Annotated in this window: 12 protein-coding genes, 1 tRNA gene, 1 rRNA gene and 3 pseudogenes; 10 read left to right on the forward strand and 7 right to left on the reverse strand. The window is 42.5% G+C overall.

What is annotated here, in order from left to right; all coding sequences use genetic code 11:
* Nucleotides 1-67, reverse strand: a 16S ribosomal RNA gene (locus MiSe_RS32990); the annotation flags it as partial.
* Nucleotides 68-372: 305 nt separating this feature from the next.
* Between MiSe_RS32990 and glyQ the strand changes: the two genes are divergently transcribed.
* From glyQ to MiSe_RS33025, 7 genes are all read left to right on the forward strand, one after another.
* The gene (gene glyQ / locus MiSe_RS32995; RefSeq protein ID WP_226588085.1) at nt 373-1,281 is read left to right on the forward strand and encodes a glycine--tRNA ligase subunit alpha; all 909 of its coding nucleotides are present in this window, start codon (nt 373-375) and stop codon (nt 1,279-1,281) included.
* A gap of 30 nt (nt 1,282-1,311) precedes the next feature.
* Complete coding sequence (locus MiSe_RS33000) at nt 1,312-1,791, forward strand: DUF4079 domain-containing protein (protein WP_226588088.1); 480 nt, start codon at nt 1,312-1,314, stop codon at nt 1,789-1,791.
* The gene (locus MiSe_RS33005) at nt 1,791-4,145 is read left to right on the forward strand and encodes a ComEC/Rec2 family competence protein (protein ID WP_226588090.1); all 2,355 of its coding nucleotides are present in this window, start codon (nt 1,791-1,793) and stop codon (nt 4,143-4,145) included. Before MiSe_RS33000 ends, MiSe_RS33005 begins: the two co-directional genes overlap by 1 nt.
* A 50-nt stretch (nt 4,146-4,195) precedes the next feature.
* Nucleotides 4,196-4,282: transfer RNA gene (locus MiSe_RS33010), tRNA-Ser, on the forward strand.
* A 681-nt stretch (nt 4,283-4,963) separates the two neighbouring features.
* Nucleotides 4,964-6,823 carry a tRNA-guanine transglycosylase gene (locus tag MiSe_RS33015; RefSeq protein ID WP_226588092.1) on the forward strand — a complete coding sequence of 620 codons (1,860 nt, stop codon included), beginning with the start codon at nt 4,964-4,966 and terminating at the stop codon, nt 6,821-6,823.
* 240 nt (nt 6,824-7,063) lie between these two features.
* On the forward strand, nt 7,064-8,152 hold the full coding sequence (locus MiSe_RS33020; protein WP_226588094.1) for a DUF262 domain-containing protein: 1,089 nt from the start codon (nt 7,064-7,066) through the stop codon (nt 8,150-8,152).
* Between the two features lie 4 nt (nt 8,153-8,156).
* Nucleotides 8,157-8,777, forward strand: a complete 621-nt coding sequence (locus tag MiSe_RS33025; RefSeq protein WP_226588097.1) for an MAE_28990/MAE_18760 family HEPN-like nuclease — start codon at nt 8,157-8,159, stop codon at nt 8,775-8,777.
* A 46-nt stretch (nt 8,778-8,823) separates the two neighbouring features.
* Here the strand turns inward: MiSe_RS33025 and MiSe_RS33030 are convergent.
* Both MiSe_RS33030 and MiSe_RS33035 read right to left on the reverse strand, forming a co-directional pair.
* Nucleotides 8,824-9,066 (reverse strand): annotated as a pseudogene (locus tag MiSe_RS33030) (formyltransferase family protein); the annotation flags it as partial.
* A 41-nt stretch (nt 9,067-9,107) separates the two neighbouring features.
* Nucleotides 9,108-9,285, reverse strand: a pseudogene (locus MiSe_RS33035) (transposase); the annotation flags it as partial.
* A gap of 46 nt (nt 9,286-9,331) precedes the next feature.
* On the opposite strand from MiSe_RS33035, the gene MiSe_RS33040 reads away from it, so the two are divergent.
* Together MiSe_RS33040 and MiSe_RS33045 are read left to right on the forward strand one after the other, a co-directional pair.
* Entirely contained in the window at nt 9,332-9,589 is a 258-nt protein-coding gene (locus MiSe_RS33040) for a hypothetical protein (protein ID WP_226588099.1), read from the forward strand.
* A gap of 465 nt (nt 9,590-10,054) precedes the next feature.
* A pseudogene (locus tag MiSe_RS33045) lies at nt 10,055-10,837 on the forward strand (DUF4058 family protein).
* Nucleotides 10,838-10,873: 36 nt separating this feature from the next.
* Here the strand turns inward: MiSe_RS33045 and MiSe_RS33050 are convergent.
* From MiSe_RS33050 to dapF, 4 genes are all read right to left on the reverse strand, one after another.
* Complete coding sequence (locus MiSe_RS33050) at nt 10,874-11,275, reverse strand: hypothetical protein (protein WP_226588101.1); 402 nt, start codon at nt 11,273-11,275, stop codon at nt 10,874-10,876.
* Nucleotides 11,276-11,534: 259 nt separating this feature from the next.
* Complete coding sequence (locus MiSe_RS33055) at nt 11,535-12,134, reverse strand: hypothetical protein (protein WP_226588103.1); 600 nt, start codon at nt 12,132-12,134, stop codon at nt 11,535-11,537.
* Complete coding sequence (locus MiSe_RS33060) at nt 12,116-12,439, reverse strand: hypothetical protein (protein ID WP_226588105.1); 324 nt, start codon at nt 12,437-12,439, stop codon at nt 12,116-12,118. Before MiSe_RS33060 ends, MiSe_RS33055 begins: the two co-directional genes overlap by 19 nt.
* Nucleotides 12,440-12,652: 213 nt before the next feature.
* On the reverse strand, nt 12,653-13,492 hold the full coding sequence (gene dapF / locus MiSe_RS33065) for a diaminopimelate epimerase (RefSeq protein WP_226588107.1): 840 nt from the start codon (nt 13,490-13,492) through the stop codon (nt 12,653-12,655).
* Between the two features lie 218 nt (nt 13,493-13,710).
* Here dapF and MiSe_RS33070 point away from each other — a divergent pair, with 218 nt between their 5' ends.
* Nucleotides 13,711-13,926, forward strand: coding sequence for an Hfq-related RNA-binding protein (locus MiSe_RS33070; protein ID WP_226588109.1), 216 nt, complete (start codon nt 13,711-13,713; stop codon nt 13,924-13,926).
* Nucleotides 13,927-14,048 lie beyond the last annotated feature (122 nt).

The following is a 14,048-nucleotide window of genomic DNA, read 5'->3' on the forward strand; positions in this document are numbered from 1 at the left end:
GTTCGACTTGCATGTGTTAAGCAGACCGCCAGCGTTCATCCTGAGCCAGGATCAAACTCTCCGTTGTATTTGCGAAAAGTTTTTTTTGGCTGCCGTTGCGTTTTTCTCGCCCCGGCTGTTTTAATTTTTTTTCTGCGAGGCTTGTTTGGTTTTTGCTTTCAAACTATGCTTTTTTCCTGGTTCGTTGCGCTGGAGAGCTTTTAGCTTTCGCTTGCGCTAGGCTTTCTCTCGACCGCTTTACTAATCTAACAATTCCACAAGGGTCTGTCAACCCCTTTGGGAAAATTTTTTTGAAATTACTGAAACCTTGCTCCGATGAGGCTTTTGCGCCAAAATGGGTTAAGCGTCACGCTCGGTGTAGGAAAAAAACTTGTGAATTTTCAGTCGGTGGTTGCTACGCTCAATCAGTTTTGGAGCGATCGCGGGTGTCTGATCGCCCAGCCCTACGATATTGAGAAGGGGGCAGGCACCAAAAATCCTCATACCTTTTTAAGAGCGATTGGACCTGAGCCTTGGTCGGTCGCCTATGTAGAGCCTTGTCGTCGTCCTGCGGATGGTCGCTACGGCGAAAACCCGAACCGCTTTCAGCACTATTATCAGTACCAGGTTCTGATTAAACCTTCCCCAGATAACATCCAAGAGATTTATCTCGATTCCCTCAGGGCGCTGGGTATCCGTCCAGAAGACCACGATATTCGGTTTGTGGAGGATAACTGGGAAGATGCTGCGGTGGGAGCTTGGGGAACTGGCTGGGAAGTCTGGCTAGATGGTATGGAGATTACCCAATTTACCTACTTCCAACAATGTGGGGGTATTGATTGTCGTCCGGTTTCTATAGAAATTACCTATGGACTGGAGCGGCTGGCGATGTATCTTCAGGAAACTGATGCGATCGCTAAAATTCGCTGGAATGATAACATCAGCTACGGGGATGTTCACCTCCAGGGAGAAATAGAGCAGTGTACCTACAACTTTGAGGCATCTAATCCAGAGTTACTCTTTACCCTGTTTGGTCTTTACGAGCAAGAAGCCGAGCAACTGGTCAAGCGAGGATTGGCTCTACCCAGCCTGGACTATGTTTTGAAGTGTTCTCATACTTTTAACTTGCTCGATGCCAGAGGAGTTATTTCCGTAACTGAGCGGACTCGCTACATTGCTAGAATTCGCCACCTAGCAAGACAAGTAGCCCAGCTTTACTTGCAGCAACGGGAAGCGCTAGGTTTTCCACTGGCGAAATTGCACAATTCCGAGCGATCGCCTGGTAAAATTTTGACGCGGTAGCTTGCACGCCTCGTAGTGGTGTTAAACCCTATGGTTGATCTGTTAAACCTTTTAGAACCAATTGCCGATATATTCCGCAGTATGGGTATTCCCCAGCCGGTGGTACATTGGGGACATCCTTTGATGATGGCAATTGTGGTCTTTGTTATGGGCAGCTTTGTGGGCTTAGCTGGATGGCGGGGACGCACAATAGCAGATGAAGCAACTGCGGCGAAAAGTCGCATGGAACACCGCAAGTTAGCGCCTTGGATGTTTGTGTTTATGGCAACTGGCTATACCGGCGGCGTTTTATCTTTGGTGATGCAGCATCAACCGATCTTGGAAAGTCCCCATTTTTGGACTGGCTCGATTGTGCTGCTGTTGCTGGCTATCAACGGATTAATTTCTGTAACCGGCTTTGGGGGCAATAAAGCAAGTTTACGCACCGTTCACGCCTACTTGGGAAGTGTAGCCCTTGTCGTTGTCTTTATCCATGCCGTGCTGGGTTTGAAACTGGGTCTGGCAATCTGATGGCTGCTGTTGGTGGGATAATTCTGTGTTTGGCTTACATTCTGGGACTACTGTCTGCGGCAGTAATGTCTTCCATCGCCGAACGCAGATTTTCTTTTATTCTGGCTTTAGGTTTAGGCGGATTAGGACTAGCAGCAGCTTTCATCATCCCCCGAATTTGGCGAACAGTTGCGCCACGCAGATTATGGCTAACGGCTGCAACGCTTTTGTTTTTAGCTCCCCTGTATTTTCAACTAACAGTGCCGCAACCAGGGAAAAATGATATCAGCCAGTTCGTCGCCGCACAGACAAGCGGGAATGCTCAGGAGCAGATCGTCAGGGTGCGCGGTAAGATTACGAGTACGCCTCGCCTAACTCGCAGTAAACGCGCTCAGTTTTGGTTAAATGCTAATCAACTCAACGAAGTAGCGGGGATAGACAAACCAGCAAGGGTCGGTCAAAGCGTTACGGGTAAGTTGTATGTGACCGTTCCTTTATTGCAAGCAACTGGTTTAAATAGCGGTCAAGAAATTGACGTGACTGGAAGCTTATACAAACCTAAACCACCTGCTAATCCCGGTAGCTTTGATTTTCAAGCTTATTTGGCTAAAGAAGGTGCTTTTGCAGCTTTGACAGGTCGAAGCGTGAGTGTTCCGGATGAAAAGGCAGGTTCCCGCTGGGGATGGTGGCGCATTCGACAGCGAATTCTCCGCTCTCAAGCTAGTAAGTTAGGTATTCCTGAAGGTCCTTTTGTTAGTGCAATGGTGCTGGGAAGTCAGGCGGTAAACTTATACCTACCAGCCCCGATTCGAGACCAGTTTGCCAAAGTAGGATTGGCTCATGCATTAGCTGCTTCTGGCTTCCAAGTTTCTCTGATTTTAGCGATTGTTGGATCGTTGACTGGCAGGTTATCAGCAAGAGCAAAATTTGGCTATGGTGTGGCGGCACTTTTGATTTTTTTGGGGTTAACTGGGCCACAAGCACCCGTGCTGCGAGCAGTAATAATGGGTATTGCAGCATTGACTGCTATGGTGCAAGAGCGAAAAATTAAGCCGTTTGGTTCGCTTTTATTGGCTGCTACTATTTTATTGCTGATTAATCCGCTTTGGATTCAAGATTTAAGTTTTCAATTGAGTTTTCTGGCAACGTTGGGATTGTTGACAACTGTGCCAGCTTTGATGAAAGGTTTAGATTGGTTACCACCTGTATTAGCTGGGGCGATCGCTCTCCCAATTGCTGCTTCCATATGGACGCTACCGCTACAACTATATGTTTTTAACGTGGTTTCGCCCTACAGCATTCTAGTCAATGTAATTTCTACACCTTTAATAACTATTATTAGCATTGGTGGCTTCATCAGCGCCTTGGCTGGGTTGATTTGGCCTTTGGCAGGCAGCGCGATCGCTTGGCCTCTATATTACCCCGCACATTGGCTAATTCAACTGGTAGAATTCTGCGGTCAGTTACCTGGAAATTCAGTTGCAGTTGGCGCCATCGCTCTCTGGCAGTTAATCGCACTCTATGGTTTAATCGCCATAGTCTGGCTTTGGCGTTGGTGGCAGCGGCGTTGGTGGTTAGCCGGATTAATCGCTATAACTTTGCTTGTCTTTCCTGTTTGGTACGCTAAGACGACTTTGTTCCAAGTAACTGTGCTAGCTACTCCAGGAGAACCCATCCTGATTATCCAAGACCAAGGAAAAATTACGCTGGTTAATAGCGGGGATGCCAATACAGCTCGTTTTACAGTTTTACCTTTCCTGCAACAACAAGGCGTTAATCAAATAGATGCGGCAATTCGTTGCTGTACTCCACGCTTGGGTAAGGGAACTGATACCCAGGTTACGAACAATGGCTGGTCTACAATTTTAGAACGCTTGCCTATTACTAACTTTTACAACGAACCGGCTATGAGGGACTCTACCAGCCAACCCAATCTTGAATCTGCCGTGCAAACTCGTAAGGGAACTTATCAAACTTTAGCAGCCGGTCGCAGGGTCGAAACTGGCTCGACCGATGTTAAGCTACTCGATGCCGACCTTCCTGTGTTGCAGTTGCAGATTCAAGGCCAAAATTGGTTATTGCTGGGAAATCTCCAACCCGATCAGCAAAAGCAGTTGGCAACTAAAATAGGACTGTCCAATTTACAGGTTTTAGCATGGTCTGGGGAACGCTTGACCGACGATTTGCTCAAGGTGCTAAAACCTAGTGTCGCGATCGCTTCCTCTAGTTCTGTCGATCCGGATACGGTGACAGCATTGCGGAGAAACAAAACCCAGCTTTTCTGGACAAACCGCGATGGTGCGATTCAGTGGTCACCCAAAGGTGGGTTTGAGGCAACTTTGGAGTTAACTGAAAACGAAGCTTCCCTCCTGTGATATACTAGAAAAGCACTCTGGAAACGAGTACAATAGGATAATCCATCTTTGGAGAGGTGGCAGAGTGGTTGAATGCGGCAGACTCGAAATCTGCTTTGGCGGCAACGTCAACGTGGGTTCAAATCCCACCCTCTCCGTTGAAAAATTTAGATTGAATAAGACTTTCAGAGCTTAATCTCGTAACCAAGCACCGAATTCCCACCTGACCATTTGGCTGCTGAGATCGCTACTCAGATGTGGTAGACAGCAGGATGATGGTATAGTTATCCAACTGGTCAAAGAGGTTAAGGTGAGGGGTTAAAGGGTCGAGTACAACACCCGCCACAACTTAATTACGATGGCTTTGGATGATGGAATGACCGTCCCACAGGTAGCCAAGTGAGTTGGTAACAGTCTAGAAATCATCCTATGAAGATGGAAGTTCCCATTTACTAGGTGCAACTGGGAGGCCGATTTTAATTTAATCTTATGATTAAATCTCAGATTGCTTCCCTGTTTTTATTATTGGCAATCATTCGGGGATAGCAAGGTAGACAATTTCAATTAATTTAAATTCTTCAATCCTAAAAAATCAAGCAACAATAAATAAATTCAGTTTTTGGATAGGTAAAAAATATTTTTTATTATTCAATATGATACAGTAATTAAATATCTTTGTAATGGGGTAGATAAACATTACAGTAATAGCGAGCATGAGGTATAAAATTATAAAGCCTCTGAGCATAACAATGAAGAAAAAACTTGACAGGCAGTGCAACATTTATACATTTTTGGCAACAGAACCCATGCGCCACTCTATTGTTAGTTGAGAGTAAATTGTGGAATTACCAGTATTTTCAGCCAAGGTTTTCAGTCATGGTCGTACAGGGGAGTTGCACCTCGCACATACCACACTCTCTACACCCATATTGTTCCCAGTGGTATGTTTGATCACTGGTACGACAGCTAGGGGTGGAGGCTTATGGAAATATGTTTTACAGGCAGATGTATCCAATGGCTTGCTGCGTCGTAACCTGCCTGTCATGTCTCAGGTGCTTCACTTTTTAGACTTCATTCCCAATAGGGTTCATGAGCTTAACAAGTGGAGAAAGTTAGGCATTCAACGGCGTTACAATTGGGAAGTATCACCACCTCTGCAATACAATTCTGCAATATTTCTTGATTCTGGTGGGTTCAAACTACTCTGGAACAAAAACGTAGACTTGTCGGTTTATGGTCTATCTGTCAAAAGCGGTAAAGGGTATGAGACTATCTTGGAATTGCAGAGGGATTTAGGGGGTGATATTGTTGCTACACTCGATTACCCCTTGCCTCCTGGTCTGACACAATCAGAGGCTAAGGAGTGGATGGATAAGAGCATAAATAATGCTGTTGGAACAGCTCGGTATCTCCAGAAAACTCCAGATTACCAGCCTTTTCTTTACGTTGCTGCTCATGGTCAAGATCGAGCCAGCATGGGTGATTATATGAAACAAGTCTTTAAAACATTTCAGGAAAAAGACTTGAAGAATTTCCCCTTTGGACTGGCTGTTGGTTCGTTAGTACCGCTGCGGGGGGCGCATAAATACTCTGCCATTATTGAAATACTAAGGGGCTTGCAGGAGAATATTCCAGAAAGTAGGCGGAATCAAATACCTATCCACGTTTTTGGGGTGACAGGCAATATGATACCTATTCTTGCATATCTAGGAATAGATAGCTTTGATTCCAGCACCTACGTTCAAGAAGCGAGAAGTCTAAACTACATTGACCCTAAGACTAGACGTACTTATCCAGTTCTGGAAATGGAAGAATTGACCTGTAATTGCCCTGTGTGTCAGCAGGTGAACTTGGAGGAGATACAAAATTCGCTGACATCAGAAATTCGCGGTCGTCCACTGCCCAACGGTCACTACAAGAGTAAATACTACGGCGATATTGCCCTACACAATCTGGAAATGGATTTCCGAGTCGTCAAAGAGACAAGGGAAGCGATAGAAGCGGATTCATTGCAGGAATATCTGATTCAGCACGCAGAAAAGTTTCCTAAGTTGGGGTCTGCATTGGAGGTTATCGCTAAAGAAGATGAGAGCCTACGAGTTAGACTAACGCGCATAATGGTGTCTATGCCTCAAAAGCAGGAACCAAACCTCAGCCAACGGATTGTTTCTTTGAAATATACCTCTGATGATTTCAATATTCTGAATAACGGTTATTGCCCAAATAATAAAGACAGGCGTGTGTTGTTAATCATTCCTTGTTCGGGTGGCAAGCCTTATTCCAAGTCCCGTTCTCATCGCTTGATCGCGGAACGGCTGGAGCAAGCTTTGGGAAAAAAGACCGAACTAATTCACAAAGTAACGCTTTCTGGACTTTATGGTCCGGTACCAGAAGAATGGGAAAATGAAGCAGCTATATTAGGCTACGACTTTCGTTTAGAACCATTTAACCAAGCTCAAATTGACCTAATAGCCAATCGCCTGGTGTCCTATTTGAAGCGACATAGCGATCGCTACATCGCCTGTATCGGTTATGCTACGAGTCGAGCTTATCGCACCGCACTAGAGCAGGCTGCCCAACAAGTATCCTGTTTATGCGTACTTCCCACCAAGCCCAAGACTCGGCGACTGACAGAGTTCTTCAGGCAGGAAAATGTAGCGGAGTTGGTGGAGCAGGTTAGAACCACACTGAATAAATAGCAATATTTACTGTATAATTTGCTACTTTTAGTTTCCCCGACTTCTTCGCGATCTGCTTCAAAACCTGATATACTTTGGGCAAGCCTGTTCAGCAATATAAAATTATGTACGCTGAATATTAACCTGTATAATCAAAAGTAGTGGTTGAAAGTGGAAGTGAGTATAATAAAATACAATCGTATTATTTTATTAAAATTATTAGCATTTCACTAAATAAAACTTTTTTCAGGAGTGTATGTGATGACTGAACTTGAAGAAATTATAGATCAGAAAATTGGTGAAGTTCGTACTGAGTCTCTTGATATAAGCTTCGGCGAAATCGTCAATTTACATTCAGCGAAAGAACTTATCATTCAACCAGAATATCAACGTCTCTTCCGATGGTCTGATGAACAAAAATCGCGCCTAATTGAGTCAATTCTTTTGGAACTGCCCATCCCTCAAATTTTCGTTATAGAAAGAGCAAATGGTGTTTTGGAACTAATTGATGGTCTGCAAAGAATCAGTTCAGTTATTCAGTTTATTAATCCTTCAGATTTAAGCCTGGAACCTCTTGTTCTTCAAGGATGTGATTTAGTTAAAGATCTGGATGGTAAAAAATTTGATGACTTACCGCTAAGACTGAGGCTTACCATCAAACGCTCGTCAGTTAGGACTGTTGTGATCAAAAGACAAAGTAAGTCATTTTTAAGATATGCAATGTTTAAAAGATTAAACACAGGCGGAGAAATTTTAGATCCACAAGAAATTCGCAACTGTTCTGCCAGGATGGTAGGTGAAGAGGGCATCCGATTCTATTCTTTTATACAAGAAAAGGCATCTCACCCTGCTTTTGTAAATTGCATAGAAACACTGTCACAACCAGAAAAAGATAAAAAAGGAGACGAAGAACTTGTTTTGAGATTTTTGGCTACCAAGAATGCTCAGAATTTATTTAAAGGTAGTGTTCGAGATTGGCTGGATAATTACATGGAAAAAATCTTGCTTAGAGAGATAAACTTTGATTACGAAGTAGAAAACGAACAATTTAATAGGTTGTTTACATTCTTGAGTAATACTTTAGGAGAAGGTGCATTTGTAAAATATAGGGGAAACGATCCTATAGGAGGTCTTGCTCCTGCTTATTATGAAGCTATTACAGTAGGTACTTGTAATGTAATGGATCGCATTCGTAATCTGCCAATTGATGCAATTAAACAGAAAATAATTGATACAGTTCAAACTGAAATATTTAGACAATATACTGGTTCTGGGGCAAATAAACAAGAGAAGCTAAGAGGCAGAATCAATACTATTGAGAACGCTCTTTTGGATCTGGTCAATGAGTAAGTGGTTGAAGCAACTGGAAGAAGATTTAGATTGGAGACAGGCAGAACTTGCTATATTGAAGCAACAAGCTGTTCTAGCTTCAAAAGATTCTGCTAGATACCGAGCGCTTCTACGTGCAATGTGGGCGATTCTTTATGCTCACTACGAAGGTTTCTGCAAGTTTGCATGGGATTTATATCTCGACGAACTGCAAAAGGCAGGGGTTAAAAGAAAAGATTGTAAAGATACAATAGCGAGGCTATCTCTTGATAAAAAATTTAAGGAGATGAGAGGAAATTTATCTCCATTAAGTATATGGGAATTTGGGCAAACAGGTTTCAAGCTAATGCTAGAAGAAGATTTAGAATTTCCAGAAAAATTAGAAACACAATCAAATTTATGGCCTGATGTATTGAAACAAAACTCACTCTTAGCTGGTCTTGATTGTAAGCTAGTCGATCAATACGAAATTGATCTTAAAGCATTAGTTAGAAGGAGAAATGATATCGATCATGGTCAAAAAATGATAATTAAAGACCTGAAAGAGTATCAAAAATATGAAGATGCCGCTTTAGAGGTAATGCATGAGCTAGCAGTATCAATTGTTGACTGCTTAGATAAAAAACTATACCGACAAAGTCCGTAGCCGACGCCGGACTGCCAGCCTCAATGCAAAGTCTGTATTTTGAGCGTTATTTTTCCTGACACTGGCGTGCAGCTAATGGGTTCGGCAAAGCAGTCGCGTAGCGAATCGCTTCTACCATAATCTTATGCTCCTGTACTTGTATCCGGGCGTGCAACGTTTCTGGGGTATCGTCGGGTAAAACTGGCACAGCAGCTTGGATGAGAATTGGGCCACTGTCAACTTCTGGAACAACTAAGTGAACCGTATAGCCAGTAATTTTTTGCTTGAGTCGGTTGATAGCACGTTCAACAATATTGCGTTGACGGTAGATTTCACGGTTAAAAGGACCGTCCCACTTTCCATAACGTTCTGGCAGGTCTCGCCGTGGCGCTCCAGTTCTTAGTATCCACAGGATGCCATTGACAACCTGTCGGCGATCGTGATTTGGCTTACCCGTTTTCGGTTTCTGCGGTGGCAGTAGCGGTTTTAACCTCTCCCACTGCTCATTACTCTCGTCCCCTCGATTCATCAACACAAAAGAAGAGCGCTCGCGCCTTTTTCAGGATATAACGAGTTTGAAAACACGCCCTAATCCTCGTTCCTCAGCTTACAGCGCTACCCATGCGGCGATTTCAACTGTAGCAAGCGAGGCAGAAATTATAGCGCTCGCAAATCCCGAAGGTTGGCGTGCTTTGCGTTGTTCGCGGGATGGCTTTTTTGATGTAATTGAATTCTGGGTGGAAAATCGGCTGCTTTTAGAGTTATTACCACCGGATATTGTGCCTAAATATCTTGCATTTATGCAACCGCAAGCGCTGCAAAAGTTCCTATAAAATCCACCTTAGGTGTTGCTAAATAAGCCAGCGAGTGGTAATAGGTAATGGGTAATTATCAGCAGTTAGCTGCTCAATCAGCTGCTATGCATCTAAATCGAATACAGAGACGGGCAGGATGCCCATCCCACAATAATCTCAGAAAAATTCACTGTCAAATTAGATGCATAGCAGCTTAGTCTCAGGACTTACGCCAAAAAACCGGGTTTCTATGAAAAATCGTTTATGGCAACGATAAATATCCCCATAAACCCTGTTTATCAGCTCTTTGCGCCTAATTTATAAGTCTAGTATACCTCTGCCAAAATTCTTGTGGGGTAGGCATCCTGCCTGCCCTTATCTTAATTTCCTGGAAAAGTCCAATTACCAATTACCAATTACCAATTACCAATTACCAATTACCAATTACCACTTTAGCTAAAATAAAGATATCCTTACCCTATCAGCATTTGCTGATAAATCATCATGCCTTCTCCATTTCCGGGGATGAACCCCTATTTAGAAGATCCCAATCGTTGGTCGGATTTCCACAATCGTTTGATTGTAGCGATCGCTTATGACTTGACCCCAAAATTACTGCCAAAATATCAAGTCGTTACGGACAAGCGAATTTATGAAATTATCGGCACAGATTCCCTCTTTGTCGGTAGACCTGATATTACCGTACAACGCCGCCAAACAATATCGCCTTCAACTTCTTCCAATGTTGCTGTTGTTACTCCAGCAACGCAACCAGTTAAAGTACATTTACCAATGTTAGAAGAAGTTCGAGAAGCTTATTTGGAAGTACAAGATCCAATAACTAAATAAGTAGTCACAGTTATTGAAATAATTTATCCTACAAACAAACGAGGCGAAGGCAGTTCAAAATATGAAAAAAAACGTTACTCTGTTTTGGGTAGCTTAACGCATTTAGTAGAAATTGACCTGCTGCGAATGGGAGAATATTTACCAATTTTAGGCAATCCACCCCAAAGTCATTATCGAATTTTGGTGAGTCGATCGAATACGCGCCCTAGAGCCGATTTATATGCGTTTAATTTACCCGATGCAATTCCTGCTTTTCGATTACCGTTAAGACCGGGGGATGTAGAACCAGAGGTTGATTTACAGGCGTTATTACATGGGGTTTACGAGCGATCAGGCTACGATTATTTTATTGATTATAATAGCGATACCGTGCCACCTTTATCAGAATCGGATGCAGCTTGGATGGATGCGCTGTTACGCGAAAAAGGATTGCGCTGATTGGGATTGTTTGACCGCAGTTTATAAAAAATTGCCTCAATTTTGGCTAGCATTGCTATTGCTACCTTGACCCAAGCCGCGCAAAACTTGGTTGTTTTTTCTTAAAATATAAATTTTACCCATATTTTCTTTATCACTTGATTTTAATGTTTCTTTAATAGCTAAGAACCCTTGTTTTCTTACAATAACATCAGATGCACTGTGTTGAGGAATTTCTATTTTTACGTAACCTTGAGAGTCTGTTGATTGAACTGGTGTATTTTCTGATTTAAAAAATAATATTTCTGCATTATTAATTGGTTGACCAGTTTCATCTGCAACTAAAATTTGAACTTCTATTAAACCTACTGATGCCGATCCATCATTAGTCTTATTGTTAGCATAGATATCAAACACAAGTCGCGAGAGCATGATAGTTGATGCTGCTAAAATAATCATAATTATATATCTAACTCAAGTTGCTAGTTATCTCTCTGGGAGCGGCTAATGGCTAATGGCTAATGGCGAGATTGGTAAAAATCCAAGATTAGCAATTAGCAATTAGCAAGCTTGCAACGCCAAAGTTTATAACTAGCAACTTGAGTTATCTATATCCCTTGCTATAGATTTTATCTTTTTATACATTTTGAGAATAATCTATATCGTCTTTTCCTTTTTGGTTGGGAGTCTTACTCATTTTTATCTTTCCTTCTTTAGTTTAAAGGTTGCTGGTCAAGCTTTCATACTCGTCTAGGATACTTTTCAAAATTTTATTTTTTCCCTGGTATTTGTTTGCGCTTATAACCTCTACCGAAAAGTTAGGTATACTATTTTGGTCGCAAGCTGTTTTAATTTCTTTCTCTATGTCTATAAATATTTGTTTTGCGTATTCTTCACACTTTAAATTTGTCGGATTAGGTAAGCATTGATTATTCAGTAATTGATCTAGATCGCATTTGTTGATAACGAGTTTTACAGTTATGAGATTTAGGCTACAGATTACAGAAAAAACAATTTCTAAAGTGCCTTTATTAATATAAGACAAATGCTCCCGTTTTCTGTTGTCTATTTTGGTTTCTGTATTTGTGCTAAGCCATGAAAGTTGTTGAGCTTCAGTATTTAGAGGATTTCCATTCTCATCATAGCGTCCAACGATATCAACAATAAAAATAGCAGCATTTACTAGAGTATTTCTTCTAGTACCTATGAATCTATCAATAGGATTCCTAGTCACCATAGATGGTTTTTGACCTCTATAATCTATTACAGAAACTGTAATTTTTTCCCCTTTTTTAACATTTATTTTTCTGTGTAACATTCAATATTAGTAGTTGATTGATGCACTGTATTTGCCAATACAAACCAAGAATGAATCAGAGTAGTTTTACCAGTTCCCGCTGTCCCATACAAATAAATAATGCATTTTTTATTTTGCTCTGCTAAAACATCATCAAGCAATGGTAGAAAAGCATAGAGCGCAATACCTATCAATATTGGAAAAGAGACAGGGATTATAACATCAATCCAGTTATTTTTATCGGTCTTGAACTGGTTAATGACAAATATCACAAAAACGGTGGAAAGTAATAGAAACAAAAATAAAATGACTCGCCTGCTTGTCATGTTGTTGAGTTGATTATAGGTAACCTCTATATTAGATATTCAGCATTTTGACTAGCTATCCGGATAGTTATCCAAAATAATAAAAATTGCTTCAACACATAGCCAGCAGTACCAGGAATTATGCTCGCCTGGTTAAGAGAAGAAATATAAAATTATCCTAACAAAAAAGTTTTGAGGATGGGAAATGCGATCGCACCTCCCATGTCCTTATTCTTACACGCTACCAGCAAACACCTTTTCCGCAGGCCCGGTCATGTATACTCGTTGGTCAAGTTCTGACCATTCTATTTCTAATGGTCCGCCGGGAAGTTCGATTGTGGCTTTGCGATCGGACATTCCCGTCAACACTCCTGCCACCAATGACGCACATGCACCCGTGCCGCAAGCTAATGTGATTCCAGCACCTCTTTCCCAAACCCGCATTTTTAAATAATCTTTACGCACGACTTGAATAAATTCCGTATTTGTGCGTTGGGGAAAGACCGAGTGATGCTCGAATTGAGGACCAATATTTTCTAAGGGAATAGCTGCCACATCCTCAACAAACGTGATGCAATGAGGATTGCCCATGCTGACGCAAGTCACTTGCCAAGATTTTCCCGCTACTGACAAAGGCAGATCGATGACTTTTTGGTCGGCGGGTGCCAGGGTAGTGGGAATTTCCCCGGCGAGGAGGCGCGGCAGTCCCATATCCACGGTGACTTGACCGTCAAGGCGCAATTGGGGTTTCATGACACCAGCGAGGGTATGGATGCGATATTCGACGGTAGAGTCCGATCTTCCCTCTAATTCGGCGATGAAACGCGCTAAACAGCGAATGCCGTTACCGCACATTTCCGGTTCGGAACCGTCGGAGTTGAAGATTCGCATCGTGTAATCGGTGCCATCTTGTCCCGGTAGTGCGAAAATAACCCCATCGCCACCGATGCCGAAATGGCGATCGCATAACTTCACCGCTTGTTCTGGCGTCACAGCAGGGTCGGATGAGGAACGATTATCGATCAAAATGAAATCATTCCCCAACCCGTGATACTTAGTAAATTCGATTGCCATTAGATTTGTCCTTTGTCAGTTGTTATCCCGTCGTGGCATTCCTAGGCAGAGCCTTGGTAATCGCGTTCCTAGGCAGAGCCTTGGTAATCGCGTTCCTAGGCAGAGCCTTGGTAATCGCGTTCCTAGGCAGAGCTTTGGTAATCGCGTTCCTAGGCAGAGCCTTGGGAACGAGAGTATCCTAAAATTACCAATTACCCATTACCAATCGCCAATTACCCATGAGTAGCGAATTCGATACTAACTTGCCCAGCATTCGTAAAGTTCAATCTACGATTAAAGATCAAAAACAGGTGGAAATGAAACTGACCACAGGTGACGTGCTAGCTGGTAAGCTGCTCTGGCAAGATCCATCTTGTATCTGCCTGCGGGATGAAAACAACCAGCAAATCTTGATCTGGCGGGGCGCGATCGCTTATATCAAACCGAAAGGTTAGGTAATGGGTAATGGGTAATGGCTAATTGGTGTTTCTTCCCCATTACCGTCGAGGCCAAAAACCGGGTTTCTTTCGAGATATCTGGTTCCAAATCGCCGATTTTTCCCAGAAAACAGGTTTTT

Origin of the sequence: Microseira wollei NIES-4236, from assembly GCF_020521235.1 — a bacterium.
GTDB classification, from domain to species: Bacteria; Cyanobacteriota; Cyanobacteriia; order Cyanobacteriales; family Aerosakkonemataceae; genus Microseira; species Microseira wollei.

What these genes read in the sequence shown, in the direction of transcription:
- MiSe_RS33060 (WP_226588105.1), bottom strand. Translation starts at nt 12,439, where the DNA reads ATGACAAGCAGGCGAGTCATTTTATTTTTGTTTCTATTACTTTCCACC.
- dapF (WP_226588107.1), bottom strand. Translation starts at nt 13,492, where the DNA reads ATGGCAATCGAATTTACTAAGTATCACGGGTTGGGGAATGATTTCATT.
- MiSe_RS33055 (WP_226588103.1), bottom strand. Translation starts at nt 12,134, where the DNA reads ATGTTACACAGAAAAATAAATGTTAAAAAAGGGGAAAAAATTACAGTT.
- MiSe_RS33005 (WP_226588090.1), top strand. Translation starts at nt 1,791, where the DNA reads ATGGCTGCTGTTGGTGGGATAATTCTGTGTTTGGCTTACATTCTGGGA.
- MiSe_RS33000 (WP_226588088.1), top strand. Translation starts at nt 1,312, where the DNA reads ATGGTTGATCTGTTAAACCTTTTAGAACCAATTGCCGATATATTCCGC.
- MiSe_RS33070 (WP_226588109.1), top strand. Translation starts at nt 13,711, where the DNA reads ATGAGTAGCGAATTCGATACTAACTTGCCCAGCATTCGTAAAGTTCAA.
- MiSe_RS33020 (WP_226588094.1), top strand. Translation starts at nt 7,064, where the DNA reads ATGACTGAACTTGAAGAAATTATAGATCAGAAAATTGGTGAAGTTCGT.
- MiSe_RS33050 (WP_226588101.1), bottom strand. Translation starts at nt 11,275, where the DNA reads ATGATTATTTTAGCAGCATCAACTATCATGCTCTCGCGACTTGTGTTT.